Annotated in this window: 28 protein-coding genes; 7 read left to right on the top strand and 21 right to left on the bottom strand. The window is 66.9% G+C overall.

All coding sequences use genetic code 11. The features are described from left to right. Window positions 1-131 precede the first annotated feature (131 nt). The 3 genes from LRA87_RS15265 to LRA87_RS15255 form a co-directional block, all read right to left on the bottom strand. Window positions 132-749 carry a hypothetical protein gene (locus tag LRA87_RS15265; RefSeq protein WP_230632728.1) on the bottom strand — a complete coding sequence of 206 codons (618 nt, stop codon included), beginning with the start codon at window positions 747-749 and terminating at the stop codon, window positions 132-134. A gap of 98 nt (window positions 750-847) precedes the next feature. After that, complete coding sequence (locus LRA87_RS15260; protein ID WP_230632726.1) at window positions 848-1189, bottom strand: DNA primase; 342 nt, start codon at window positions 1187-1189, stop codon at window positions 848-850. A gap of 63 nt (window positions 1190-1252) precedes the next feature. After that, on the bottom strand, window positions 1253-2530 hold the full coding sequence (locus tag LRA87_RS15255; RefSeq protein ID WP_230632724.1) for a multidrug effflux MFS transporter: 1278 nt from the start codon (window positions 2528-2530) through the stop codon (window positions 1253-1255). A 106-nt stretch (window positions 2531-2636) separates the two neighbouring features. On the opposite strand from LRA87_RS15255, the gene LRA87_RS15250 reads away from it, so the two are divergent. Beyond that, a complete protein-coding gene (locus tag LRA87_RS15250; protein WP_230632722.1) occupies window positions 2637-3125 on the top strand; it encodes a hypothetical protein in 489 nt (162 codons plus the stop codon). Between the two features lie 24 nt (window positions 3126-3149). Here the strand turns inward: LRA87_RS15250 and LRA87_RS15245 are convergent, their stop codons facing one another. Both LRA87_RS15245 and LRA87_RS15240 read right to left on the bottom strand, forming a co-directional pair. After that, window positions 3150-3605, bottom strand: coding sequence for a peroxiredoxin (locus LRA87_RS15245; RefSeq protein ID WP_230632720.1), 456 nt, complete (start codon window positions 3603-3605; stop codon window positions 3150-3152). Then, on the bottom strand, window positions 3598-6252 hold the full coding sequence (locus LRA87_RS15240; RefSeq protein WP_230632718.1) for a bifunctional [glutamine synthetase] adenylyltransferase/[glutamine synthetase]-adenylyl-L-tyrosine phosphorylase: 2655 nt from the start codon (window positions 6250-6252) through the stop codon (window positions 3598-3600). Before LRA87_RS15240 ends, LRA87_RS15245 begins: the two co-directional genes overlap by 8 nt. Window positions 6253-6323: 71 nt before the next feature. Between LRA87_RS15240 and LRA87_RS15235 the strand changes: the two genes are divergently transcribed. Then, the gene (locus LRA87_RS15235; RefSeq protein ID WP_230632716.1) at window positions 6324-6497 is read left to right on the top strand and encodes a hypothetical protein; all 174 of its coding nucleotides are present in this window, start codon (window positions 6324-6326) and stop codon (window positions 6495-6497) included. A gap of 16 nt (window positions 6498-6513) precedes the next feature. Here the strand turns inward: LRA87_RS15235 and LRA87_RS15230 are convergent, their stop codons facing one another. Further along, window positions 6514-7092 carry a sigma-70 family RNA polymerase sigma factor gene (locus tag LRA87_RS15230; protein WP_230781635.1) on the bottom strand — a complete coding sequence of 193 codons (579 nt, stop codon included), beginning with the start codon at window positions 7090-7092 and terminating at the stop codon, window positions 6514-6516. Between LRA87_RS15230 and LRA87_RS15225 the strand changes: the two genes are divergently transcribed. After that, entirely contained in the window at window positions 6985-7245 is a 261-nt protein-coding gene (locus LRA87_RS15225) for a hypothetical protein (RefSeq protein WP_230781650.1), read from the top strand. The two genes, LRA87_RS15230 and LRA87_RS15225, sit on opposite strands and share 108 nt — an antisense overlap. Window positions 7246-7265: 20 nt before the next feature. On the opposite strand, the gene LRA87_RS15220 is transcribed toward LRA87_RS15225, so the two are convergent. Continuing rightward, a complete protein-coding gene (locus LRA87_RS15220; RefSeq protein WP_230632714.1) occupies window positions 7266-7403 on the bottom strand; it encodes a hypothetical protein in 138 nt (45 codons plus the stop codon). 50 nt (window positions 7404-7453) lie between these two features. Further along, the gene (locus tag LRA87_RS15215) at window positions 7454-8263 is read right to left on the bottom strand and encodes a response regulator (protein WP_230632712.1); all 810 of its coding nucleotides are present in this window, start codon (window positions 8261-8263) and stop codon (window positions 7454-7456) included. Window positions 8264-8388: 125 nt separating this feature from the next. Between LRA87_RS15215 and LRA87_RS15210 the strand changes: the two genes are divergently transcribed. From LRA87_RS15210 to LRA87_RS15200, 3 genes are all read left to right on the top strand, one after another. Then, entirely contained in the window at window positions 8389-8679 is a 291-nt protein-coding gene (locus LRA87_RS15210; protein WP_230632710.1) for a NepR family anti-sigma factor, read from the top strand. Between the two features lie 53 nt (window positions 8680-8732). Then, window positions 8733-10280, top strand: coding sequence for a sensor histidine kinase (locus LRA87_RS15205; protein WP_230632709.1), 1548 nt, complete (start codon window positions 8733-8735; stop codon window positions 10278-10280). 272 nt (window positions 10281-10552) lie between these two features. Next, window positions 10553-10687: an entericidin A/B family lipoprotein gene (locus LRA87_RS15200; RefSeq protein ID WP_230632707.1), complete on the top strand. Its 135-nt coding sequence runs from the start codon at window positions 10553-10555 to the stop codon at window positions 10685-10687. A gap of 171 nt (window positions 10688-10858) precedes the next feature. Here LRA87_RS15200 and tatC read toward each other — a convergent pair whose 3' ends face one another. The 10 genes from tatC to LRA87_RS15150 form a co-directional block, all read right to left on the bottom strand. Next, the gene (gene tatC / locus LRA87_RS15195) at window positions 10859-11644 is read right to left on the bottom strand and encodes a twin-arginine translocase subunit TatC (RefSeq protein ID WP_230632705.1); all 786 of its coding nucleotides are present in this window, start codon (window positions 11642-11644) and stop codon (window positions 10859-10861) included. Continuing rightward, a complete protein-coding gene (tatB, locus tag LRA87_RS15190; protein ID WP_230632703.1) occupies window positions 11641-12054 on the bottom strand; it encodes a Sec-independent protein translocase protein TatB in 414 nt (137 codons plus the stop codon). Before tatB ends, tatC begins: the two co-directional genes overlap by 4 nt. A gap of 30 nt (window positions 12055-12084) precedes the next feature. Continuing rightward, entirely contained in the window at window positions 12085-12324 is a 240-nt protein-coding gene (locus tag LRA87_RS15185; RefSeq protein ID WP_230632701.1) for a twin-arginine translocase TatA/TatE family subunit, read from the bottom strand. 27 nt (window positions 12325-12351) lie between these two features. Further along, window positions 12352-12918 (bottom strand): SMC-Scp complex subunit ScpB, encoded by a 567-nt coding sequence (gene scpB, locus LRA87_RS15180; protein ID WP_230632699.1) that lies wholly within the window; start codon window positions 12916-12918, stop codon window positions 12352-12354. After that, the gene (locus LRA87_RS15175) at window positions 12915-13640 is read right to left on the bottom strand and encodes a segregation and condensation protein A (RefSeq protein ID WP_230632697.1); all 726 of its coding nucleotides are present in this window, start codon (window positions 13638-13640) and stop codon (window positions 12915-12917) included. The genes scpB and LRA87_RS15175 overlap by 4 nt, the downstream gene beginning before the upstream one ends. A 4-nt stretch (window positions 13641-13644) precedes the next feature. Continuing rightward, complete coding sequence (locus LRA87_RS15170) at window positions 13645-14646, bottom strand: glycoside hydrolase family 3 N-terminal domain-containing protein (protein WP_230632695.1); 1002 nt, start codon at window positions 14644-14646, stop codon at window positions 13645-13647. Window positions 14647-14891: 245 nt separating this feature from the next. Then, window positions 14892-15611 (bottom strand): SPOR domain-containing protein, encoded by a 720-nt coding sequence (locus tag LRA87_RS15165; protein WP_230632693.1) that lies wholly within the window; start codon window positions 15609-15611, stop codon window positions 14892-14894. Next, on the bottom strand, window positions 15611-17335 hold the full coding sequence (argS, locus tag LRA87_RS15160) for an arginine--tRNA ligase (protein ID WP_230632692.1): 1725 nt from the start codon (window positions 17333-17335) through the stop codon (window positions 15611-15613). The genes LRA87_RS15165 and argS overlap by 1 nt, the downstream gene beginning before the upstream one ends. Before the next feature lie 56 nt (window positions 17336-17391). After that, the gene (locus LRA87_RS15155) at window positions 17392-18531 is read right to left on the bottom strand and encodes a DUF1501 domain-containing protein (RefSeq protein ID WP_230632690.1); all 1140 of its coding nucleotides are present in this window, start codon (window positions 18529-18531) and stop codon (window positions 17392-17394) included. A 4-nt stretch (window positions 18532-18535) separates the two neighbouring features. Continuing rightward, window positions 18536-20032: a DUF1800 domain-containing protein gene (locus LRA87_RS15150; RefSeq protein WP_230781634.1), complete on the bottom strand. Its 1497-nt coding sequence runs from the start codon at window positions 20030-20032 to the stop codon at window positions 18536-18538. A 195-nt stretch (window positions 20033-20227) separates the two neighbouring features. On the opposite strand from LRA87_RS15150, the gene LRA87_RS15145 reads away from it, so the two are divergent. After that, window positions 20228-20521, top strand: a complete 294-nt coding sequence (locus LRA87_RS15145; RefSeq protein ID WP_230632688.1) for a hypothetical protein — start codon at window positions 20228-20230, stop codon at window positions 20519-20521. Window positions 20522-20663: 142 nt separating this feature from the next. Here LRA87_RS15145 and LRA87_RS15140 read toward each other — a convergent pair whose 3' ends face one another. The 3 genes from LRA87_RS15140 to ftsZ all read right to left on the bottom strand — a co-directional run bounded on the left by LRA87_RS15140 (window position 20664) and on the right by ftsZ (window position 25771). Then, on the bottom strand, window positions 20664-21842 hold the full coding sequence (locus LRA87_RS15140; RefSeq protein ID WP_230632686.1) for a deoxyguanosinetriphosphate triphosphohydrolase: 1179 nt from the start codon (window positions 21840-21842) through the stop codon (window positions 20664-20666). Beyond that, entirely contained in the window at window positions 21839-24028 is a 2190-nt protein-coding gene (locus tag LRA87_RS15135) for a tetratricopeptide repeat protein (RefSeq protein WP_230632684.1), read from the bottom strand. The genes LRA87_RS15140 and LRA87_RS15135 overlap by 4 nt, the downstream gene beginning before the upstream one ends. Before the next feature lie 234 nt (window positions 24029-24262). Continuing rightward, complete coding sequence (gene ftsZ, locus LRA87_RS15130; protein ID WP_230632682.1) at window positions 24263-25771, bottom strand: cell division protein FtsZ; 1509 nt, start codon at window positions 25769-25771, stop codon at window positions 24263-24265. Window positions 25772-25777 lie beyond the last annotated feature (6 nt).

The following is a 25777-nucleotide window of genomic DNA, read 5'->3' as shown; positions in this document are numbered from 1 at the left end:
AGGTCCGTCCAAACCCCGCAATTACGGCTTTGTTGCAGCGCATCGCGGCATTTGCGTGGAACCGGAAAAGATGTGGCTTCCACGCCACACTTCCTGTCACTGGGATGAACGAAGTGGCTGATTTACGTAGGTTAGTCGATCGTTGTTGCAGACTTGACGGGACGTGGTTTCATCTCGCTACTGCGAATACGCCAGTCATGCGCATGCGGATCGTCGCTCTCGATCCCATCGGCGGCCTTATGCAAGACCACCGGCCCTTCCAGCCGGAACGGACCGCCGGACTTCAGGGAACCGGTAACGACGACAGGCACGGTGATGTACCGCTGCCCCGCCCCCGCATCCGCGTCGAAGGGCGTTCCCACGGTGGCGCGATACGTCGCATATCGCTCGAAACTCGCGGCAAAGGCCTCCCGCGTCATACCGGACGCGGCGCCGCCATCGTCCCACAGCGCCCAGGCCTCGTCATAGCGCCTCGCAGCCAGGGCATTGGTGTAGCGGCGGACGACCCCGGCGGGCGACACATCGTCCACACCGGCAACCGGCGTCGTCGAAGCGGCCGGCGACGGTGCCGCGGCGGGAGCGCCGGCGTCCGGCATCGCCGCATAATTGGCGATGTCGGACTCGGCCTTGGAAGCCGCCGCCGCCACGTCGACGGTATTCCCACCACCGCCGCCACCGGAACAGCCCCCGATGGCCAGCAACGGGATCAGCGCCAACGACGCCACGACCGGGAATAGAGCGATACGCATGTCACTGGTCCGATACACAGGAAGGCGGCACGAACGCCGCCCCCACCGCTTCGTTCCCCGCGAACCACGGGGCCGACGCCAGGCCCCGTGAGACCGGCCTACGGACGCAACGCCGTGTCGTCGCTATCCTTCATGTCCTCGTCGTCGGCCGTGCCGGCGTCGAAATCGTCCTGCGCATCGTCCTCGTCCATGTCCTCTTCGTCCATGGTGACGCTGGCATCGGTCTCGCCGACCTCCTCGGAATCCATATCGATGTCGTCGATCGATTCCTCTTCGGCGTCGTCGTCGCCCAGATCGGGGTCGAGGTCGGTCAGCACCGTTCCGTCGCTCGGGCCGTTGCGCGTCGCCTCGAGGATCTCGGCGCGCTGGCTCTCGTCATACCCTTCCTCGTCGTAGCCGTCGTCGCCCGATCCGTGGCCCATGACCTGATGTCCGCCCATTACAACCTCCATATGTGTGGGGTGCGAACGGCGGGACCGCGACGGCGGTTCCCCCGCGACGCGTCAGGCCGAACGGAACAGGCGACCGCGCTCGGTCAGCGCCACTACCGTCAGCGCCACAACGCCGCAGATCAGGAACCCCGCAGCCAGCGGCGCGGTGCTGCCATCGAACGCCTGACCGATGACGACGCCGATCACCGCGCCGAACGTCACGCTGGTAAAGCCCTGCACGCTCGATGCGGTGCCGGCGATTCCGCCCATATTCTCCATCGCCATCGACGAGAAGTTCGACGTCGCGAGGCCGAAGCACCCCATCGTCAGCGCCTGCAGCACGACGAACCCCACCAGCGTTTCGTATCCGGCAAGCGCGATGGCCAGGTGGATCGCGCTCAGCACCACCAGCGCGGTGACCGCGCTGTGGCTGATCAGCCGCGTCCCGAGCCGCATCACCAGCCGCGCATTGGTCAGGTTCGCCGCCGCCATCAGCATCGCCGTCAGCGCGAACATGACCGCCAGCAGCGTCGGCCGTTCGAACGTGTCGAACATGATCTGCTGCACCGAATTCAGATAGCCGTACAGCGCGCCCATCAGCGACGTCGACGCCAGCGTATAGCCCAGCGACCAGCGATCCCCCAGCGTCTGCTTCCACCCCGCCGCGATACGCGCGATCGACAGCGGCTGCTGCGCCTCGACCGCCAGCGTCTCCGGCATCCGCACATAGAACCACGTCCAGATGCCGATGCTGATCCCGGCGATCACCCAGAAGATGCCGCGCCAGTTGGCGAACAGCAGCACCGTCTGGCCGAATGCGGGGGCGAGCACGGGGACGATCATGAACACCATGAACGCGATCGACATGACGCGCGCCATCGGCCGCCCGTGATAGCAGTCGCGCACCATCGCCACCGTCGCGACGCGGGTGGCGGCGACCATCGCCCCGCCGAACACGCGGGCGGCAAGCAGCAGCGTGAAGCTGGCGGAGATCGCACAGGCCACGTTGGCGATCGCATAGCCGCCGATCGCGAACAGCAGCACGGTCCGCCGGCCGAAGCGGTCCGCGAGCGGTCCGTGCGCCAGCTGCGCGATGCCGAATCCCAGGACGAAGGCGGTGATGATGAACTGCCGCTGGTTCTCGGTCGCCACGCCCAGCGCACGGCCCATCGCGGGCAGCGCCGGCAGCATCGAATCGATGCCCAGTGCCGCGAGCGACATCAGCGCCGCGACCAGCGCGACGAATTCGGTGAAGCCGATCGGCGCGCCGCCCATGGCGGGCGTCGGATCGGCAGCGACGGGCGGAACGCCGGATGTCACCGGCGCGGTGGATGCAGTTATTCGGGTCACGATGCTGTCCTGATACGCGCCGAAGCCGTCCGGCGGAACCCCGCTTGAACCCTGCGCCACACCGGCCTACGTGTATTGGAACAACAACACACGAACGGGATGACCGATGAACCGCACGCTTATGCTCGCCGCCACGCTGGCGCTGCCGCTCGCCGCCTGCGATCGCTCCGGACAGGGTACGTCGGTGTCGATCAACGCCGATGGCGGCAACGTGCTGGGTGCGGTCGATGCGCGCGCGGGTGAGGTCAAGCTGAACGTCCCGGGCTTCTCGGGGCAGATCAAGCTGCCCAAGCTCCAGCTGGACGCCTCCGATTTCGATCTCAACGGCGTGCGGCTGTATCCCGGCTCGACGATAGACAATATGGATATCACCGGCGACGGCAAAGGCGGCGGCGTCCGCATCCGCTTCACCAGCCCGGCCACGCCGGAAGACGTCCGCGGCTGGTTCCAGCAGCGGCTCGGCAAAGCGGGCTTCACCATCACGCCGTCCGGTCAGGGTCTCACCGGCACGACTAATGAAGACAAGCCGTTCCGCCTCGACCTGACCGGTGATGGCGAACGGCAAGCCAAGGGAACGATCGTGCTCGGCAGCTGAGCCCGATCGACCGGAACCGGTCCGCTACAGCGCGCGGACCGCGTCCAGTACTGCGGCGGCGTGGCCGGGCACCTTGACCTTGCGCCACGATCGCACCAGCCGGCCGTCCGCCCCGAACAGGAAGGTCGCGCGCTCGATCCCCATGTACGTCTTGCCGTACATTTGCTTTTCTCCCCACACGCCGAAGGCGTCGCAGACGCTGCCATCCTCATCGCTCGCCAGACCGACGGTCAGGCCATGCTTCGCGACGAACCTGGCGTGTTTCGCCGGCGGATCCTTGCTGATCCCCGTCACGCTCGCACCGGCCGCGGCGAACGCATCGGACAGGCTGGAGAAATCCTGCGCCTCGCGCGTGCAGCCCGGCGTATCGTCCTTGGGATAGAAATAGACGACCGCCGGCATCGGCAGGTCGGTCAGGCGGACCGGCATACCGTCGGGCATCGTCGCCGTTACCGCGGGCATCGTCATACCGTCATCCATGCGTCTCTCCCGTCATCCGGTGCCAGGCGGTTTCTACGTCGTGGCGTGTCGCGGCGAAGCCGGCAAGCACCGCGTCCCAATCGTCACGCTGCAAGGCCCTTGCGATCAACGCGCGCGTCGCCGGCGGCGGCTCGGCGGCATCCGGCGCCACCAGCCGTAATGTGACGAGCAGACGCGTCAGCAGCGCGTTCGCATCCACCAGATTCGCCGGCAGCAGATCCCGCCGTACCAGCGCGTCGATCGCCTTGCCCAGATGTGGATCGAAACCGGCCCGGTGCTGCAATTGCGCGAGATGGACGGTGAATTCCAGGTCGACGAGGCCGCCCGGCAACAGTTTGGCATCCAGCGGACCCTGCGGTGGTTTGTGCCGGGCCATCTCCGCCCGCATGTCCGCGGCTTCCGCAACCAGATCGCGCGATGGTCGCGCGCCCTGCAGCACTTCGGCGATCACCGCCGACGCTGCCACCCGCGCGGCAGGAGAACCGAAGACGGGACGGGCGCGGGTCAACGCCATATGCTCCCACGTCCAGGCCTCCTCGCGCTGATACCGGGCGAAGGACTCGAGCGATACGACCAGCGGTCCCTGCGTGCCCGACGGCCGCAGCCGCGTGTCGACGGCATAGAGCGGCCCGGCCGCGGTCGGCACCGACAGTGCCGCACTGACCCGCTGCGCCAACCGATTGTAGTACAGCGTCGCGCCCAGCGGTTTCCCGCCATCGGATTCCCGGCTGAAATCCCCCGTGAACAGATAGACGAGGTCGAGGTCGCTGGCATGCGTCAGCGCCCCTCCGCCCAGTCGTCCGTACGCGAGGATGATCAGTTCGCTGTCCGGCACACTGCCATGCACCTGCTCGAAGGCCGCAACCGTCGCCTGCGCCAGGACCTCGATCGCGGCTTCCGCGAGCCGGGCGTAGCCGGACGCCGCGTCGAGCGGGTCCGCGACCGCCGCGACGACCTGCGACCCCAGCGCGAACCGTTTTTCGCCGATGACGCGGCGGACATGATCCAGCAGCGCCTGATAATCGCGCGCCTCGCCGGTCCGCATCTCCGCCGCCAGCCGGTCCACGCTGTCGAGCGGTTCGAACGCGCTGGCATCGATCAGCCAGTCGATCAGTTCCGGCCGTGTCGCCAGCGCATCGGCCAGCGGGGGCGCATGGCTCAGGATCGTCGCCAGCAGCGCGGCCAGACCGGGCCGGGCTTCCAGCAGCCGCAAGATATTGATCGCGCTCGACAGGCGCTCCAGCAGCATGTCGAGCCGCAACAGCGCCGCCGCCGGATCGGGCGCCGCGACCAGCGCCGGCATCAGCACCGGCAGCACCGCTTCCAGCGCATCGCGCGCCGCTGCGCTGCGCAACGCCGGATAACGACCCGCGCGCCACACTGCGATCCGGCCCGCCGCCGCCTCGCCGTCGTCGAAACCGATATCCGCCAGCCGCGATGCCAGGGCCTGCGCTTCGTGCGGAAAGGCCGCGGATCGGCCATCGTCCAAGGCATCGTAGATCCGCCCCGCCGTCTCGACCGGCCGGCGAAGCAGCGCGATCAGCTCGCCGCCGGCGTCCAGCCCATGCAGCTTCGCCACGTGATCCAGCGCGGCACCCGACGGCAGGACATGCGTCTGGCGATCGTCGATCATCTGCACGCGATGCTCGATCGTCCGCAACACCGTGTAGGATTCCGTCAACGCGCCGGCCTGCTCGTCGTCTATCCATCCGGCGACCGCGAGTGCCGCGAGCGCGTCCCGGGTCGCGGGCAGGCGCAGTGCCGGATCGCGCCCGCCATGGATCAGCTGGTGTATCTGCGCGAAGAACTCGGCCTCGCGAATACCGCCCCGGCCTCGCTTCAGGTCGAACCCCGGTCCGAACGCCTGCCCGCTGGCATAATGATCGCGGATGCGCCGCGACAGATCGCGGATTTCGCCGATCGCACCGAAATCGAGGCCACGTCGCCAGACGAACGGGCGGATCGCATCGAGGAAATACGCGCCCAGCGCCATGTCGCCCGCCGCAACGCGGGCGCGGATGAACGCCGCCCGTTCCCACGTCAGCGCCTGACTTTCGTAATAGCCGATGGCGCCACCCACCGGCAGTGCGATCGGCGTCACCTCGGGGGACGGCCGTAGTCGCAGGTCGACCCGCAGCACGTATCCATCGCCATCCCGCGCCTGCAACAATTCGACGACCCGCTTCGCGATGCGCACCGCCGCCTCTTCGGGCTCCTCACGTGCCCGGCGGGGCAGTGTCGCCGGATCGAAGATCAGGATCGGGTCGATGTCCGAAGAATAATTGAGTTCGCGGCTGCCCTGCTTGCCCAGCGCGATGGCGGCAAAGCCGCAGGGTTCCGCGCCCGGCGTGCGTTCCTCGATCGCCGCGCGGATGGCACGATCGAGCGAGCGATCGGCGAAGTCGGTCAGCGCATGCGTCACCGCCGTCAGATCGAACGTGCCGGACAGGTCGCCGATCGCCACGCTCAGCGCCAGTGCCCGGCGATCGAGGCGCAACTGCCGGCCGATCGGCATGTCGGGACGGGCGGTGCTCCACTCCAGGTCGATCACGCCGTCGGCCAGCCGTGCGGCCAGTTCCGGCTCGCGATCGATCAACAGCGCCAGAAACGGCGCATGCTGTCGTGCCCGCGACAGGGCATCGTTCATGTCCGGTAACATCCGCACCTCCGTCCGACGCATATGCGCAACATTTCCGGAAGACGGTCGTTGAGCATGGTATGACGATGGACCAGCATCACGTATCGGGAAAGGCGGAACGCGGCGACTATATCGTGCGCGGACCTAGTCCTGCGGACGCGATCGGCCACACGTTGCGCGGCATCTTCCGCGAAACGACGCTGCCTGACGACTTCACGGTATTGCTGCACCGGCTCGATCGCGTCGTGCACTGAACCGGCCGCCGCGGCGTCAATGACCGCGGCTGAGTTCGTCCACTTCGCCCATAATCGTGTCGAGAGCGGTTTTGTTCACGTCCGTCTCATGCTCGCGACGAGAGGGCAAGGACCCCTCGGTAAGAATAGTCTCCAGCGCCACCCGCCCCCGCGCCACCCGACTCTTGATCGTGCCCACCGCGACCTGACAGATTTCCGCCGCCTCTTCATAGGCGAAGCCGCCTGCACCGACGAGGATCAGCGCCTCACGCTGCGGCTGCGGCAGGTGCAACAACGCACGCTGCATGTCGCCGAGTTCGACGTGACGGTCTTGGCTGGCCGGTGCCGCAAGGATTCGATCCGCGACCAGATCGTCCCACTCACCCTTGAAGCGGGCGCGTCGCATCTGCGACAAGTACAGGTTGCGCAGGATGATGAACGTCCAGGCACGCATGTTGGTCCCAGCCTGGAAGCGCTGACGCGCCGCCCATGCCTTCAACAACGTTTCTTGCACCAGATCGTCGGCAAGATCACGACTGCCAGACAGGGATCGACCAAAGGCCCGAAGATGGGGAATGACCTGCGCGAGCTGCTTCTTGAACTCGGGATCGGACAGGGCGACATGTTCGACGGGCTCAATCGGCGCGTCGTCGTCTTCATAGTCATCATCACGCGAAGCAGGCTGGGTCATGCAAATCCGTTCGAAGCCGGGGACATTGTTGCCGCCTCAGACGACAAGGTAATGATCCTCTTCGGCAAATTCCAGTGAAGTGTCCGGACCGGGCCAGTTCAGCGCAGGATCAGGAACGCAAAGATCGCGATGACCAGCACCAACGATATACCAAGTACATATCGGGTCACGCCCGGCGTCGCACCCGCACGGGCTTCGGTGGTGGTCACATGCACTGTTTCGTTCGGATCAGCCATGATCGTCAAACCCCCGAAGTCCGTTTTGGGTCCGTAACTTTTTTTCTGGATTAGGCCAGCGCGGCGGGGATCGTGGCCTGATCGAAAAACAGCGCTTGGCTTATCGCCGCCTTCACCGTCGACCGCTGGAACGGCTTGGTGATCAGGAACGTCGGCTCGGGCCGCTCGCCGGTCAGCAGGCGCTCGGGGAACGCAGTGATGAAGATTACCGGAACTTCGAATTCGGCAAGGATGTCCTTCACCGCGTCGATGCCCGAACTGTCGTCCGCCAGCTGGATGTCGGCGAGCACCAGGCCTGGCCGATCCTCCATCGCCAGCGCGACCGCTTCGTCGCGGGTCACTGCGACGCCGGTAACCTCATGACCCAAGTCGCGAACGATCGTCTCGATATCCATCGCAATGATCGGCTCGTCCTCGATGATCAAAACCCGCGCCCGTGTCTGCTTCTCGATCTCGGCCAAGGCTTCGGCAACCAGCGTTTCAACCTCGCTGGTATCGACCTCAATCAGATACGCTGCGTCTTCCGGGGTGAAGCCCTCCATGGCGGTCAGTAGCAGCGCCTGACGCGACAATGGCGTCATTCGCGCGAGCCGAGCACGTGCAACCGCCTCCGTTCCTTCCGCATCGCTCTGCGAGGTCTGCTCTTCGCCGTCGACATTCGCCGACGACCAAATCCCCTGGAACATACGGTATAAGCCCAGCCGCGGATCAACGTCGCGCGGGAACTGGTCGGGGGCGGCGACAATCGCCTCCAGCGTCGCGCGGACATATTTGTCGCCCTGATGTTGGCTGCCGGTCAGGGCTCGGCCATAGCGCCGCAGGAAAGGAAGATGCGGTGCGAGTTGCTGTCCAAGCGACATGGGTGGTGTTCACTCCCTGAAATACTGAACGGACGCCTGATCTGTGCCTGCGTCCACGGCTTTGCAACGGTGTTTGTCGAAGAACCCAGCCGCCCCCTTCGGACCTGCGGAATTTTCGCGCGTCGATGGAACCAACGAACGCGACTTTGGTTTCATCGGCAATTGAATGGGCAAACCGCTTCGAAAAAAGCGGCCCCGTTTGCGTTGCGTCGATTGCCCGGTACGCGCCGGGCCACCAGGGGGACATGTTGGAATTGCCCGGCGACAAGGATAAGAAAACGTCTTCCAAGAAGTCTCCTGCAAGGGTTCAGAGCAAGGATCGCGACATGGGCGCGGCCCTGCGTTCTGCCTATCAGAGGACAATCGATGAAAGCGTTCCGGATGAAATGCTCGACCTGTTGAATAAGCTCGCCTAGCAGGGGGCATGGCCTCCACGTTAGACGCTGCCTCATCCACCCGACGCGCGGCGATGGCTCCGGTGTCGGCGTTTTCACGCCTGCCCACGGGCGCCAAGCTATTTATCACATTGAGCATCGCGCTTCTCTTGCTCGCACTCATCGCGATCGGTGCGACGCTTCAGACCGGCCGAACCGCCGATGCGGAAGCGCGGGCCAGGTTGCGCATCGCTGCCAATGAAAGTGCGCGAAGTATCGCTATCGAGTTGGTCGGCGACATGACTGCCTTGCGCGTCGCCGTGAACGCGTTGCAGGTCGATGCCGCCGACGCCCCTAGCTGCGCCCGCGCTCAGGGCGTCTTCGCGCAACAGGCAACGACAGGAACGCGCTTCTCGATCGTTGACCGCAATGGCCGGCTTTTGTGTGGCGAGGCGCTGGATAACGACGTCACCCTCGATACCAGTACCGCGGTAGGGGCAGCGGTGATACCCGATCGCGGATTGATCCTCGCGATTGCTGGCCCGCGCCGCGGTCCCAGCGCACGCGTGTTCTTCCCGCGGAATTTTCTAGCCCGGCTTGCGGCCCCCGCCAGCAGGGCCATGCCTCTCGCCAGCGCCCTGATCCATGACGACGAGACGCTGGATCTGGCGTCTATTCCCGATCTCGGCCCACTCGATCGGGTCGAGACAGTCACGAATGACCTCGGCCTCGGCGGCCTGACGCTGCGGACCAGTATCCGCAGTGCCCCTATAACCTCCTCATTCCTCGTCGCTTTGATGCTCCCGCTGCTCATGTGGGCCGCCGCGGCGGGCCTGTCGTGGTTCATCGTTGACCGGCTGCTGATCCGTCCACTGCGTCGGCTGCGCGCCAGCGTCGCTTCCTATACGCCGGGCGAGGAGATCGATCCTGGTAAGCTCGGCCCGCTACCGGCGCAGGAGATTCGTGAGCTCGGCGATACCTTCCGCGCGATCAGCCGCACCGTCGCGTTACATGAGGCAGGGCTCGCCGATGCCGTGGTGCGCCAGACGAAGCTGACGCGTGAGGTGCATCACCGCGTGAAGAACAACCTTCAGGTTATCTCCAGCCTGATCAACTTTCACGCCCGCGGGGCGCCCAGTCCCGATGCGACCGCCGCCTACGCCTCGATCCAGCGCCGCGTCGATGCGCTTGCGGTCGTGCATCGCAACCATTTCGCCGAAATGGAGGATAACCGCGGTCTCAATCTGCGATCGGTGATCGGCGAACTCGCCTCCAACATTCGCTCGACAGCGCCCGAAGGAGCAACCAGCCTGTCGATCTCGCTCGATATCGACCCCTACCTCGTCAACCAGGACGTGGCGGTCGCCGTTGCGTTTCTTGTCACCGAAACGATCGAACTCGCGATGAATTGTGATCCCGCTGCGCAAATACGCGTGGCCATCAACCCCGGCGACGATGCGAACAAGGCCAAGCTGCGCGTGGTATCCCGCGCCTTCGTCGAAAGCGAAACGCTGCAGGCACTGTTATCGACCCGCTATGGGCGAGTGATGGAAGGACTGTCCCGACAGCTTCGCGCTCCTCTCCACCACGACCCGATGGTTGGCGCATACGAGATCGCGATCGCCGTCATCGGCCGCGACTGACACCCCGGCTCTCTCAACAAATTCCGGACTGGGCAGGGAACCACCGTCGGACGCCGGTGTTATGCAATACGGATCGCGACCTTATGCCCCCCCCGCTATCGCGATCCACGACATAGGCCCGAAAGCATTCACCCTCCCCCCGGTGATGTTTTCGGGCCTTTAACGTTGCGGCCTCCGCCCATTGCGTTGGACTCCGATCAATGAGTTGCGCAGCCGGAACGAATGTCCGTCCCGAACATTTCATCATCGGTTTATATGCCTCAGGAGGTTCTATGCGTAAGGTTCTTGGAATGGTCGTCATTGCCGGCGCGCTAATGGTCAGCGCCTGCAACACGGTCGAGGGCGTCGGCAAGGACGTCAGCTCGGCGGGCAGCACAGTCGCCAAGACCGCTGACGACGCCAAGTAAGCGCATTCTGCTGTATCAGGCTGGCAGGCCCTCGCTCGCAAGAGCGGGGGCCTTTTAATTTAAGCGAAATATGGAAGCTGGTCGCACACCGGCGACAAACATTAGACGAGGCGCAGCCCGCGCGGATATCAGCATGCGCTGTCGAGTAAACTAGTGCCCATCGGACCGACCTCAGGCTTCAACGATGTCAGTCCCCGCCTCCTTATGCCGCTTCCGCTCTGTGAACCAGATACCGATGATCGCAACTTCGTAGAGCAAAATCAGCGGCACAGCGAGTAGCACCTGACTCATAAGGTCGGGCGGCGTCAGCACCGCCGCAATCGCAGTCGCGCCCACGATCGCGTAGCGCCGCGCGGCAATCAGCTGCTTGCGAGTAACGATCCCTGCCCGTTCCAGCAGCATCAGCAGCACCGGCAACAGGAAAGCGAGGCCGAACGCGAACAGGAATTGCATCACGAACGACAGGTAATTGCCGATCGCGGGTAACGCTTCCTGATTGACGCCGCCAACATTGCCCTGAAAGCTCAACAGGAAATGCAGCGCCATCGGAATTGCCATATAATAGGCCAGTGCCGCGCCGCCGATGAACAGGACCGGGGTCGCGAGGATGAACGGCAGCAATGCGCGCTTTTCCTTCCGATACAGGCCAGGAGCGACGAATTGCCACAATTGGTTGGCGATCACCGGAAACGAGATCATCATCGCCGCAAAGAATGCGACCTTAACCTTGACGAAGAACGCCTCAAATATCTGCGTGTAGATCACCGTCTTCTGCCCCGCCGACAGCAGAGGCTGGACGAGAAAGGCAAAGATATCCTCAGCAAAAAAATAGCTGACGCCGAAGGCCACCACCAGCGCGGCCATGCAATACAGCAAACGCCGCCGCAACTCGATCAGGTGATCCAACAACGGCGCCCGGCTCGCGTCAATCTCGTTTTCGATTTCCGGCTCGCTCATGAGGGAGTGCTATCAGGCCGAGCAGAGGGTTGATGGTCGGCGGCTGGAACCACCATCGTTTTTTCTACCATCGCCGGTGCGTCGATCCCGGATGATTGCTGTGCCGGCTGCGCGCCCGTGGCCGGCGCAGGCACGCCCGGCTCGGCAGCCGCAAGCGATTCGGCATCGGACGAAACCGGATGTTCCGCCATGATCCGCGCGTTCTCCGCGGCCCAGCGCTTCTCCATCTCCTCCAGTTCGGCCTCGCGTACCATGTTATCGAAGCCCTGCCGGAACGAGCGACTCACGCCACGCGCCTTGCCGACCCAATAGCCGACGACACGCATCGCCTTGGGCAGGTCTTTCGGCCCGATCACTACCAGCGCCACGATAGCGATCAGCAGGAATTCGGACGAGTCTACGCCGAACATGGGAAGCTATAGCTCTGTATCGAAGCTGGTTTAACGGTCGTCGCGAACGCGCTCGCCATCGCGATCGAAAGCGGGCTCGGCAGCCTTCTGCGCTTCGATCCGCGGCGCAGGCTTCGTCGCGGCGTCGTCGTCCTGCTCGGCCATGCCCTTCTTGAAGTTTTTCACGCCCTTGGCGACGTCGCCCATCAGGCTTGAGAATCGTCCACCACCCAGCAGCAGGATTGCGACGACGGCAAGAACGAGCAGATGGATCGGGCTGAAGCTGCCCATGGCGTATCTCCTAGAATGCCGTTCCATCTAGTCGCTCTCGCGGTCGTTTTCCACCTCCAAAGCAAGATCGACCGGGTCGAGCAGTCCAGCTGCCTTCAAATCGTCGATACCCGGTAGATCGCGGCGACTTTCCAGCCCGAAATGCGCGAGAAAATCCGGCGTCGTCGCGAACATCAGCGGCCGCCCCGGCACCTCCCGGCGTCCCGCTGGTCTCACCCATCCCGCCTCCATCAGCACGTCGAGCGTTCCCTTGCCCGTCTGCACTCCGCGGATCGACTCGATCTCTGCGCGCGTCACCGGCTCGTGATAGGCGATAATTGCCAGCGTCTCGGTTCCGGCCCGGCTCAACCGCTGCACGTCCTCGCGGTCGCGGCGCAGTAGATGCGCAAGGTCCGGGGCCGTTTCGAAATGCCACCGTTCGCCCCGGCGGACCAGCATGACCCCACGCCCCGAATAGTCGGCCCTCAGGCGCGCCAGCGTAGCGCGTACGTCGATGTCGCCGACATGGGCGCGGATACTGTCAACGCTCATCGGCTCGGCCGCGGCGAACAGCAGCGCCTCTACTGCACGCACGGCATCATCAGATGGCCTCATGCGATCGACCGGATGTAGAGGGGGGTGAAGGGGGCTTGCTGGAGTAGTTCTACGCGCCCTTGTTTGGCGAGTTCGAGTGCGGCGAGAAATGACGATGCGAGCGCCGATTTGCGTAGTCGTCCCGAGCCATCCGGCAGGAAGCTTTCCAGCGTCGACCAGTCGATCCGGGTGCCCACGAGTCGCGACACCCGCGCGAGCGCCGCCTCCAGCGTCATCACCTCGCGATCGGCGACGACGTGCATCACCGGCCGCGTCCGCGCGCTGACCCGACCATACGCGGCGATCAGGTCGTAGATATCCGCCTGCCACCGCGACCGCCGCACCACCCGCAGCCCTTCCGGCGCGCGTCGCATGAACACGTCGCGCCCCAGCCGGTCGCGCGCCATGAGCCGCGCCCCCGCTTCCCGCATCGCATTCAGCCGCTCCAGCCGCGATTGCAGCCGCAACGCCAGTTCTTCCGGATCCGGCTCGACCGCCGGATCGCGCGGCAGCAGCAGCGCCGATTTCAGATATGCCAGCCACGCCGCCATGACGAGATAATCGGCCGCCACCTCCAGCTTCAGCGTCTGGCGCTGGTGGATGTAGCGCAGATATTGCTCGACCAGGGCCAGGATCGACAGCTTGCGCAGGTCGACCTTCTGCGACCGCGCGAGCGTCAGCAGCAGGTCGAGCGGCCCTTCCCACCCTTCCAGGTCGAGCGTGAGTTGTTCCGGCTCAGCCATCGCCTCAGGCGAGCGCGAGCAATGCGTCGCGCCGCGCTATCAGCGCGTCGAAGTCGCCCGTGGGGGCACCGACGCTCGCCATCGCCCGGTCGAGCCGCGCCCGCGCCGCGTCGCCGATCGCACCGAGTCGTCCGGCGATCTCGACCATCTCGTCCATCCGCGCCCAGCAATCGAGCACGAGGTCGCAGCCCGCGGCGATCGCCCCCGCCGCCTTTTCGCCCGCGGTGCCGGACAGTGCCTTCATATCGATATCGTCGGTCATCAGCAGCCCGTCGAAGCCGATCGCACCGCGGATGATATCGGCGATCACCGTCGACGACAGCGTCGCCGGATGCTCGCGATCCCAGGCCTCGAAAACGATGTGCGACGTCATCCCCATCGCCGCATGCGACAGCGTGCGGAACGGCTCCAGATCGACCTCCAGCGCCGCCGCGTCCGCGGTGACCGTGGGGAGCAGATGATGGCTGTCCACCCGCGCACGTCCGTGCCCCGGCATATGCTTGACCACTCCGACGACGCCGCCGGCCGCCAGTCCTTCCAGCATCGCCCGCCCGAGCGCGGCGACCTGCATCGGCTCTGCCCCGTAGGCGCGACAGGTGATCGCCTCGGTGGTGTCGGGCTGCGCGACATCGACGATCGGCGCGCAATCGACGGTGATGCCGACCTCCGCCAGCATCAGCCCGAGTGCCTGCCCATTGGCACGCATTGCCTGGATCGCCGACATCGGTGCGGTCCGATAGAGCGCATCGAACGCCGGCCCCGCGGGGAACGCCGGCCATTCCGGTGGCCCCATCCGCGCGACGCGGCCGCCCTCCTGATCGATCAGGATCGGCAGGTCGTCGCGTCCGGCGAGTTCGCGCAGCGAATCCGTCAGCGCCCGCACCTGCGTGCGGTCGGCGATGTTGCGCTTGAACAGGATATAGCCGGCGGGCTCCGCGTCCGCGAAGAACGCACGTTCGTCGGAGGATAGCGCAAGGCCGGCGATGCCGAAGATGACGGGCTTCATGCCGCGTGGTTAGCGAGTCGAGGGAAGCGACGCTAGGGTTTGGCAAATCCTCCCCGGCACGCGGGGGGGGGGGGGGGGGGGGGGGGGGGGGGGGGGGGGCGGGGGGGGGGGGGGGGGGGGGGGGGGGGGTGGGGAGAGGCAGCGCCTACGTGGCGGTGACGGTGGGGGCCTTCGCACTGTCACCGCCATGTGAAGAGCCCCCCTGAACATCCCGCGATGCCGGACACCCCTGTTTCGGGAAGACGCTAGCTGGCGACGAAGCAGCTTTCGCCCGCTACGCGCAGACGTCCGCAGATGTCGGCGGCCTGATTGGCGCTGCCCGCGTTCACCCGCAGGCGGTACAGGGTCCGCCCGCCCGTCGCGACCGACTGTACCGATTGACCCAGTGGTGCCAGATAGCTGAACCGCTTGGAGAAACCGTTCCAAGCCGCCTTGGCCGCCACCTCGCTGGGATAGGCGCCAAGCTGGACGAGCGAACCGCTGCCCGCTGCGCCAGCGGCTGCGCCGCGCTGCACCGTCACCGGCTGCGTCGCCACCAGTCGCCCGCCGGACGCCGGCACCTGCGCCACCGCATTGCTGCCACCGCTCGCGGAAGGCCTGGCATTCGGTGCGACCCGGCGGCCCTCGATCGGCCTCTCCGGCACCGCATTCAGATCGATCGACCCGTTGCCCGCCTTGCCCGCGCTGGTGGCGATGGCGGCGTCGCCCTCGCCCTTCACCTTCAACCCGCCGGGATCGTCCGGCTTGACCTTGTAGTCACCCTCTTGCGCGGCGATCAACTGACCGTCGGCGGACTGGCGCGTCTGAAGCGCGTAGATGCCGTAGATGATCGCCGCGAGCACCGCGAGGCCGAGCACGACCATCGCGATAACCTTGCCGATCGGTGCTCCACGCTCCTCGTCCGGCTCGACGGTTTCGAGCCACGGCAGGCGGTCCTCCTCACGCAGGTCCATATCGTCCGCCATCACTTCATCTCCGAAACCGCGACAACACCCATGATGCTGAGCCCGTTACGAATAATCTGTGCGACCGCTGTCGCCAAGAACAGACGTGCACGCGTGGCATCATGATCCTCGACCACCAGGAAGCGACGATCGGGACGGTCGTTACCGACGTTCCACAAGGCATGGAAAGCCGCCGCCAAGTCATAGAGATAGAACGCAATTCTATGCGGTTCACGTGCCATCGCCGCGGTCTCGACGATACGCGGGAACTGCGCCGCCAGCTTCACCAGCGCCAGCTCCTCCGTATCAAGCCGGGACAGATCCGCCGAACCGCCGACGATCCCCGCCTCCGCGGCACGACGGTGCAGCGATGCGACGCGGGCATGCGCATACTGGACGTAGAACACCGGATTGTCCTTCGACGCCTCGACCACCTTGGCGAAGTCGAAGTCCATCTGCGCGTCCGACCGGCGCGTCAGCATGGTGAAGCGCACCACATCCTTGCCCACTTCGCGCACCACATCGGCCAGCGTCACGAAGTTGCCGGCGCGCTTGGACATCTTCACCGGCTCGCCACCGCGTAGCAGCCGCACCATCTGGACCAGCTTGACGTCGAACCGCGTCTTGCCGCCGGTCAGCGCCGCAACCGCGGCGACGATCCGCTTGACCGTCCCGGCATGATCTGCACCCCAGATGTCGATCAGTTGATCCGCCGACTGGCTTTTCTGGAAGTGATAGGCGAGATCCGCGCCGAAATAGGTCCATTGCCCGTTGGACTTCTTGATCGGCCGGTCCTGATCGTCCCCGAACTGCGACGAGCGGAACAACGGCAATTCGACCGGTTCCCAATCGTCGGGCGTTTCGCCCTTCGGCGCTTCAAGCACGCCGTCATACACCAGCCCGCGTGCGCGCAGCTCCGCCTCTGCCGCCTCGGGCTTGCCCGCCGCCTGCAATTCCGCCTCGGACGAGAACAGATCGTGGTGAATGCCGAGAAGGGCGAGATCGTCCTTGATCATCACCAGCATCGCGGCGACCGCGCGGGTGCGGAACAGCGCGAGCCACTCCGCCTCGGGCGCATCGACATAGCGATCGCCGAATTCACCGGCGAGTTCCTGGCCGATGCCGACGAGATAATCGCCCGGATACAGCCCCTCGGGGATCGTGATCGTCTCGCCCAGCGCCTCGCGGTAGCGCAGGTGGGTCGAGCGCGCGAGCACATCGACCTGCCCCCCGGCGTCGTTGACGTAATATTCGCGGATCACCGTATGTCCCGCAAACTCCAGCAGGCTGGCGAGTGCGTCGCCGACGACGGCGCCGCGGCAATGGCCCATGTGCATCGGCCCGGTCGGGTTCGCCGAGACATATTCGACATTGACGCTCACGCCCTTGCCGAGCGTCGAGCGGCCGTAATCGTCCCCACCCGCCTGAATCTGCGCCAGCTCGTCCCGCCACGCCGCATCGGTCAGCCGCAGGTTGATGAAGCCCGGTCCGGCGACGCTCGCTTCGGCCACGTCGTCCAGCTTGCCCAGTTCGGTCGCCAGTGCCTCCCCCAGCGCCCGCGGATTGATCCCGGCCGGCTTGGCGAGCACCATCGCCGCATTGGTCGCAAGATCGCCATGCGTGACGTCGCGCGGCGGTTCGACCGTGACGTTCTTGCGATCCAGCCCATCCGGGAGCGTTCCGGCGGCAGTCAACGTGTCGAGGGCCGTCGCGACATGCGCGGCGAAGCGGGTGTAAAGCGTCATGAGCGTCCGTTCGGCAAAAGCGCCGCGCTCTACCGCACAACGCCGGCCGGTTCAAATCACGCGCGCAGCAGCCCCTCGATCGCCGCGGTCCTCGCGCCGGCCGGGAACAGTGCCGCCATCGCCCGCGCCGGCTCCACCCCGAAATGGCTTGCCACCGCGCCGCCGATGAACGCATCGAGCGGCGTCGTCGGCTTCAGGTCGCGGCCCTCGTACAGGTTCGCCGGTGCGAGACCAGGCCAGTCGCCCAGCACGCGCCCGCCCTTCACCGCACCGCCGAACAGCATCGCCGCGCTGCCGGTGCCGTGATCGGTGCCGCCGGTGCCGTTGACCGCGACCGTCCGCCCGAATTCGGTTGCGACCAGCACCAGCGTATCGTCCCACACCGGCCCCAGCCCCGCCTGCAATGCGCCGAGCATCGCATCCAGCCCCTTCAACTGCTGGGCCAGCCGCCCCCGCTGGCCGGCGTGCGTATCCCAGCCGCCGGTTTCGATCGTGGCGATCCGCGCGCCGTTGGCGGGGGCGAGCAGCCGTGCCGCCAGCGCGCCCGTCGCGGCGGCGTTGCGGCCATTGTCCTGCGCCAGATCGCTGGTCAGCTGCCGCGTCGTCAGCGCCTCGTTCCACAGGGCATGCAATTGCTGGTCGCCCTGATACAATTGCGTCACCCGCGCCAGCAGGTCGTCGGAGGCATCGGGCAACGACGAGGGCGCGTAGCTCGCCACCTCACGCCGCCCACGCAATGCCATCGGCACCGTAGCGGCGATCGCGATCGCCCTGGCATCGTCCGTCGGCACGACGCCGAGCAGCCGGTTCATCCAGCCGTCCTTCAGCTGGTACGCGCCGGTGCCGCCCGTCTCCAGCACGTTCTGCCCGTCGAAATGCGACCGGTCGCGGTACGGCGAGGCGATCGCATGCGCGAACAGCGCCTGCCCCTTGCCGTACAGCCCGGCGGCATTGGTCATCGCCGGATGCAGCGCGAACATCGCATCCAGTTTCGTGCCCGCGGTCAGGTCTTCCGCCAGCACGCCGCGAGCGCCGACGAAGGCCGGATCGCCCACCGCGCCGATCGTGCCGAGGCCGTCCGCCGCCCCGCGCTGGATGATAAACACGAACCGTTTGGCCGTCGCCGCCTTCGCGAACGCCATCCGGGGGGCGAAGGTGCCGAGCAGCCCGGCCGCGATAAAAGAGCGTCGATCCATGATCCTACCTCCGCATCATTTCGGGCGATACCAGCAACAGTGCGAGCGCCTGCCCGGGGCTTTCGGCGCGCGACAGTGCCTGCGTCGTCGCGGGCGACACCGCCGCCGGAAACAATCGCTCCGCCAGCGCCCGCGCATCCACGCTCGCGCCGGATCGCGCGGCGAACCGCTCCGCCGCCTCGACCCGGCGCATGATAGCGTCGGGACCGGCCCAGGCGGGCGCGCTATCGTCATATCCGATCGGCTGGCCCGGCTTCCATACCGGCTGGCCGAGCTGGTTGAGCAGCCCGAATGCCGCCTGCGGCTTCACCTCCGTCAGGCCCAGCGCGCGATAGGCGGCGATCGACCAGTCCCACGGTGTGCGGAACTTGGCGGGTGCCGGCGTCCACGCTTCGGGTGACGCGATCAGCGCGCGGTACACCGTCGGGAGGTCGCCACCCGATGTCAGGAACGCCCGCTCCAGTCGCGCCACCATCGCCGGCGGTGGCGTGTCACCGGCGAAGTGCCGCGCCAGCTTGGTCGCGATATGCCGCGCCGTTGCCGGATGGACCGCCAGATCGGCCAGCACCGCGCGCGCCTGTGCCTCGCCGGCCTGCGGATATCCCTTGCCCATGATCGTCCGTGCGCCGGGCTGATGGACCGCCGCCGCGAAGACGAAGCTGCCCGGCGTCGCCGCGCCGGCCAGCCGCGCGCCTGGCCCGCCGCCGATCCCGCCGACCGTCCAGCCCGTCATCGCCCGCGCGAATTCGGTGACATCCGCCTGCGAATAGCCGGTGCGCACGCCGAGGGTGTGCAACTCCATGATCTCGCGCGCCAGATTTTCGTTCAACCCGACCTTGCGCCGCCCGCGCGCGCCGATGCGCAAGCCGAGTGGACTGTCCGGCCCCACCGACACCGCCTGATCCAGATACAACAGCATCGCCGGATGCCGCTCGACCGCGAACAGCATGTCGGCGAAGCGGCCCATCACATGCGGCCGGATCGCCTCCATCTCCAGCGTCCCGGCGAGGCCGACCAGTTCCAGCTTGTCTGCGCTGACCGCGAAATGGTTCGCCCAGAAGTGCACCAGCCGCTCGGCAAACGGCGTGTCGCTGACGATCGCCGCATCGGTGCGGGCGCCGATCAGCGCCACGTAGCGCCCCTGCGCGATGCGACGTGCGGCCTGCCGCGCTGCCATCGTGGCATCCCTGCGCGTCGGTGTCTCCGCCATGGCGGGATCGTTCGCCGGGGCCTGCGCAGCCATCTGCATCGGCGCTTCTGCCGTGTCCGCTGCGGGGGATCGCCCCGATGCCATCTCCTGCCGGATCGTTCGCTGTTCCGCCTGCCAGGCGGCCAGATCGGCCGCGACCAGCGCACTCGTGGGCGCAGACGCCACGGCCGCAGGCGCTGGCCGGTAGCGTGCGATCTGGTCGACGAGCCAGCGTCGCGGATCGTTGGGCGCGGGTTGGTCCGGCCGCGCACCCAGCCCGAATCGGTTCCATGCGATGGCAGCGTCCGACATCATCGTTGCTCCTCGTTCCCTGATGCCGTGTGCGCCCCAATTGTCGCAGAACTATGCCGGTGGACGATTGCGGCGGGTGCAATCGTATACGGATGTCTTTGCAGTTGAGGTCTATGCTGCGCTGCAATAACTGCTGGGTTCGAAAGTTGGGAAGGACCTGATCAGGCTCGACGCTTCAAATTGCGGGAGACGATCATGCGCAAGACCTTTGCTATTCTGGCCACCGTTGCAGCCACGCTGACCTCGACGATCGGCATGGCCCGCGAGGGCGAGCGGACGTTCCGGCATGAGGGGCAGACCTATGTCTACACCACCACGGTGTCCGACGGCCGTCAGGTCATCAGCGGCCGCCGCTATCCTGCCGGTGCACCCTTCCGCCTCGTGGTGCGCGGCAATCGCGTGACCGGCACGGCGGGCGGCGTCCCCGTTTCGTTCAGGACCGCCGACGCGAAGGGCGCGGTCAAGGGGACGCAGCTGGCCTCGCGTTGAACGGTACCGGACGATCGCACGACCCGGGGCAGCACCAGCCGCCCCGGGTCGTTTCGTGTCACCGCGACGGCTCCCTAGCTGGATCGGAGCCACTTGCGGGTCGGGGAGTCACCGCCGGGCACGATGTCGAGACGGGGTCCGGTCAGAACCCTTCCGGCAGATCGATCTTGCCGACCAGTTCGCGATATCGCGCGATCGCGTATCGATCGGTCATGCCTGCGATGAAATCCGCGATATGCCGGCTGCGCTCCGGTTCGGCGGCGGGAACATCCTCCGCCCATTCGTCGCTCATCGCTGCGGGATCGGCGCGATAGGCGGCGAACAACCCGCTGACGATGCCGTGCGCCACCGCCGCCGCCTCGAGTTGCCGCGGATGATGATACAGGTTCGCATACATGAAGCGCTTCAGATCGCGCTCCTCCTCACGCATCGCGGGCGAAAAGCCGCACAAGGGCGATCCCGCGTGCCGCACGTCGTCGGCGCTCGCCACACCCGATGCGGCGACCCGCCGCGTCGTCTCCTCGATCAGGTCGTTGACCATCGTCCCGATCTGGCTGCGCACCAGCTCGCTCGCCAGCCGCTTCGGCGCGACGTCGGGGAAGCGCGCGCACGCCGCCCCCCATCCCCGCGCCACGATCGGCACCGCCAGCAACTGGTCCAGCGTCAGCAAGCCCGCGCGCAGTCCATCGTCGATATCGTGGTTGTCGTATGCGATGTCGTCCGCGATCGCCGCCACCTGCGCCTCGAGACTGGCGTGCGTCGTCAGATCGAGCGGAAAGGTCGTATCCGCGGCACGCAACGCCCAGCCGGGATGCCGCACCGGGCCATTATGCTTCGCCAGACCCTCGAGCGTTTCCCACGTCAGGTTCAGCCCATCCCAGCGGGGGTACGGCCGCTCGATGTGCGTCAGCGCGCGCAGCGTATGGCCGTTGTGATCGAAGCCCCCCGCATCGGCCAGCGCCGCCTTCAGCGCATCCTCGCCGGCATGGCCGAACGGCGGATGGCCGATATCGTGCGCCAGACACAGCGCCTCGGTCAGGTCCTCGTTAAGCCCCAGCACCCGCGCGATCGTCCGGCCGATCTGTGCGACCTCCAGACTATGGGTCAGGCGAACACGGAAATGATCGCCATCCGGCGCCATGAATACCTGCGTCTTGTGCCGCAGCCGGCGGAAGCTGATCGAATGGATGATCCGGTCGCGATCGCGCTGGAAATCATCGCGTGGCCCACGCACGGCGATCGGTGCGGTGCCGGTCTGCTCCTCGTACAACCGGCCTCTGCTCCGGGCCGGATCGGAGGCCCAGGGCGCGCGGGACGTCACTTCGCGGGCAACTTCGTCACCGCCTGCCCGGCATCGCTGGTGAAGGTGAACGCCGACACGCCTTCCCTGGCAAGCTGGTTGACGAACGCTCGCGCCTCGGCGTCCGTCCTGAACGGACCGGTCAGGACGCGGTTGGTCGCGCGCAACGGCGTCGACCAGCCACCGCGGCTGCCGAATACCGCCGGCGCCTTCGCCTTCACCGCGGCATAGGCCTTGGGCAGATCGCCGGCATAGGCACCGCCCGCCACCTGTACCCAGACCCGCGCCGGGTTGGCGCGCGCCGCCTTCTTCTCCTCCGCTGCAGCCTTCGCCTCGGCCAGCTTCTTTTCGTCCGCCAGTTTTTTGGCCGCGAGCGCCTTCTTGTCCGCCACTGCCTTGCGATCGGCAGCACGTTTATCGGCTGCGGCCTTCGCCGCGAGCGCCTTCTCGGCCGCCGCGTCGCGCTCTTCCTTGGCCTTCGCCTCGGCGATCACGCGCGCAGCCGTTTCGGGCGGCGGTACTGCGGCAGTTGCCGTTGGCGCGGGCCGGGCGGGCTCGGCGACGCCGAGCTCCGCCGCCGGGATCGAAAGACCCGCGACGATCCGCGCCAGAACCGAATCGGCCTCGGCCCGCGACGGCGGCGCCGTGAACGCCGGTGCCGGTGCCGGTGCCGGTGCTGGCGGCGCGACTTCGACGACGGCGGACGCGGATCGGGTGGGGAGCGCCGCCATGTTCGTAGCCGCATTCGTCGGCGACGCCGTGGCCGCCCCGATTGCCTTCCCCGGTGCCGCCACGACGGTCGCCGCCGTTTCGACTGCGGGTTGGGTCGGCGGCGTCGTGAAGCCCGGTGCGATCGCCCGCGACGTGACCGCCGGGGTCGGTGCGGCCGCCGGTCCGGCCGAGCCGACCGGTGCCGGAGCAACCCGCGTCGTCGCCGCCACCTGCGTCGATGGAGGCGTCGACGCAGGTGGCGACACAGACGATGCTGCCGGTGTCGACGCCGCTGCCGCCGCCAGATTGGCCGCACGCGCAGCCTCACCGGGCCGGGCGGCAGCCGCCGGCTGTGTCGCCGTCGGCAGCACCGCCGAGGTCGCCGGCGCGCTTGCGACGCTATCGGCACGGGGGGTCGCCGTCAGTGGCACGCTTCGCGTTTCGGTCGGTAACGGCTGGACCCTGGCCAGCGCCGCGGTCGCATCCTGATAGGTCGGGCGCACCGCGGCGGCCGGCACGCTCTGCCGCCCCGGCCGCAAGGTGGCCGCCGGTTGCACGATCGTGTTCGACGCCAATGCAACCCCGGCATCACGTCCGCTCTCCCGACCACGCCGGTCGCGTCCGCGCCGATTGCGATCTTTCCGGTCGGACGCGGCGGGCTGTACCGCCGCCAGCGCCACCGGCTGCACTTCGGGCGCGAGTTGCGGCAGCATCGGAGCAAGGCGCGCATCGGCGACCCGCTCCGGTGTCGCATGCACCTCACCAAAATGCACCGCGAAGGCGCGGTCCGCGGCGGGCAGCGACGGCAGGCGTTGGAAAAACGGCTGCAATCCCTGAGCCATACCGGGCGGCAGCATTGTGGTCGCGATCTTCTCCGCTCCCGCCTGATCGCCCCCCATCGCCAGCACGAAGGCACGGATGCGCCACGCACTGCGATCCGATTTGCGCAGCAGCGGATCGAGTTGCTCCAGCGCCGTGTCCCGTCTGCCGGAAATGCCCAGCGACAGGGCATAGCGCTTGACGATCTCGTCATCGGGGCGGGCCTTCAGCGCCAGCCTGTAATCCCGTTGCGCCCGCTCCTGCTGGCCGATCAGGTCGTACGCCAACCCGCGATCCGCCGCGAAGTTGCGCGCGTCGTAACCCGCTGCCTCGGCTTGCGAGAAATATCGGAGCGCCTCACCCGGCCGTTCGGAGCGGACCAGGATCGACCCCTCGCCCGCCTTGATCCGCGGATCGGTCGCCGACACCTTCTCGGCGCGCGCAAAGAGCGACGCCGCACCGCTGAGATCGCCCAGCGACAGCGACAGGTCCGCCGCGGCGATCAACGCGTTGAGATCGCGGGGATTGGACGCGAGCGCTCGCATCTGTTCCGCAAGGCGATCGGCACTGGTGGTGCCGGGCAACGCCTGCACCACCTCCTGCGCCAGAAGGGCGGCAGGCGCACTCGCCACCAAAAGAGCGGCGGGCGCCAGTAAAGCGGAGGTCAAGAAACGCATGGGATCGCCCCGACTAGAGCGCAGAGCGGCTGAACCGGCAATGTCCGATTCCGGCGGGCGCGATGAAGTGAGGCTGGATGACGACGAAAGCGGGATGTACGGCGTGGGGCGCCGTAATGCCGTCAGGAATGGCGCGATAGGTCGGCCCGCCAGGCGTATCCCGACAAACCGTGTTCCGTCGGGCAGATCCCCGGCGGAGGCAGGCGGCGCCCGGGGCGCCGCCCCACCCGACGCTTACTGGTTGTTCTGCCGATGCAGGAACCGCGGAATGTCGATCGCGTCCTTGGCGTCGCCGTCCGTTTCCTCACGCGCCGGACCGCGGGCCGCATTCGACATACGCTCGAACAGGGTTCCGCCCAGCTTCACCCGCGGCTGAGGCGCCGCATCGGGCGCTGCGGCCTCGCTACCGGGCGCGATCCACGGGCGACGACCGGCTGCCGCCTCGGGCGCCGGCGCACGTGCCGCTGGCTGCGGCTCCGCGCGGGGTGGCGCTTGCGGCACGATCGTCTCCGCACCCAGCACCAGTTCGTCATCCGCCGATTCGGCGGCCGGTGCGGGCGCTTCCGCCTTGACCGCATCCGCCGGGCCGAGATCGAGCGGAGCAGGCTCTGCCGCTGGCTGCGGCGTGAACGACACCGACGGCGCAGGCGCAGCGGCGGGCGCCGCCTCGCTCACGCCGCTCGGACGGAACGAGGTGCTGTCGTCGGTTTTGCGCCCCATGCCGAAGCTGAACGATTTGGCGCTCTCCGGCGCCGGCGCCGATTGGCCCGGCTTTGCGTCCGAATCGATACCCGTCGCGACGACCGACACGCGAATGCGGCCTTCCAGTTCCGGATTGAACGCCGAACCCCAGATGATGTTGGCGTCGGGATCGACCAGATCGCGGATATGATTCGCCGCCTCGTCGACCTCGAGCAGGCGCATGTCGTCGCCGCCGGTGATCGAGATGATGACGCCCTTCGCGCCCTGCATGCTGACGCCGTCGAGCAGCGGGTTGGCGATCGCCTTCTGCGCCGCCTCCAGCGCGCGATTGTCGCCGCTCGCCTCGCCGGTGCCCATCATCGCCTTGCCCATCTCCTGCATCACCGAACGGACGTCGGCGAAGTCGAGGTTGATGAGGCCGGGCATGACCATCAGGTCGGTGATGCCGCGGACGCCCTGTTGCAGGACCTCGTCCGCCATCTCGAACGCTTCCTTGAACGTCGTGTTGGCGTTGGCGATCAGGAACAGGTTCTGATTGGGGATGACGATCAGCGTATCGACGTACTTCTGCAGTTCCTCGATGCCGCCCTCGGCGCTCTTGGCGCGACGGTTGCCCTCAAAGCTGAACGGCTTGGTGACGACGCCGACGGTCAGGATGCCCATATCGCGCGCCGCCTTGGCGATCACCGGCGCCGCACCGGTGCCGGTGCCACCGCCCATGCCGGCAGCGATGAAGCACATGTGTGCGCCCTCGAGCCGCTTGGCGAGATCGTCGATCGTCTCTTCGGCGGCCGCACGGCCGATCTCCGGCCGCGAACCCGCGCCGAGACCTTGCGTGATCTTCGCGCCGAGCTGGATGCGGTGCGGTGCGATCGACGATTTCAGCGCCTGCGCATCGGTGTTGGCGACGAGGAAGTCGACGCCCTGCACGTCGGCGCGCATCATGTTGGCGATGGCGTTGCCGCCGGCACCACCGACGCCGATGACGGCGATACGCGGGGTCAGTTCGTCGACCTCTGGAGTGATGAATTCGATGCTCATGACCTG

The sequence above is a fragment of the Sphingomonas sp. Leaf37 genome, assembly GCF_920939475.1.
Taxonomy (GTDB): Bacteria; Pseudomonadota; Alphaproteobacteria; order Sphingomonadales; family Sphingomonadaceae; genus Sphingomonas.
The sequence above is the reverse complement of the archived record's forward strand: the minus strand, read 5'-3'. Positions and strand labels throughout refer to the sequence as shown.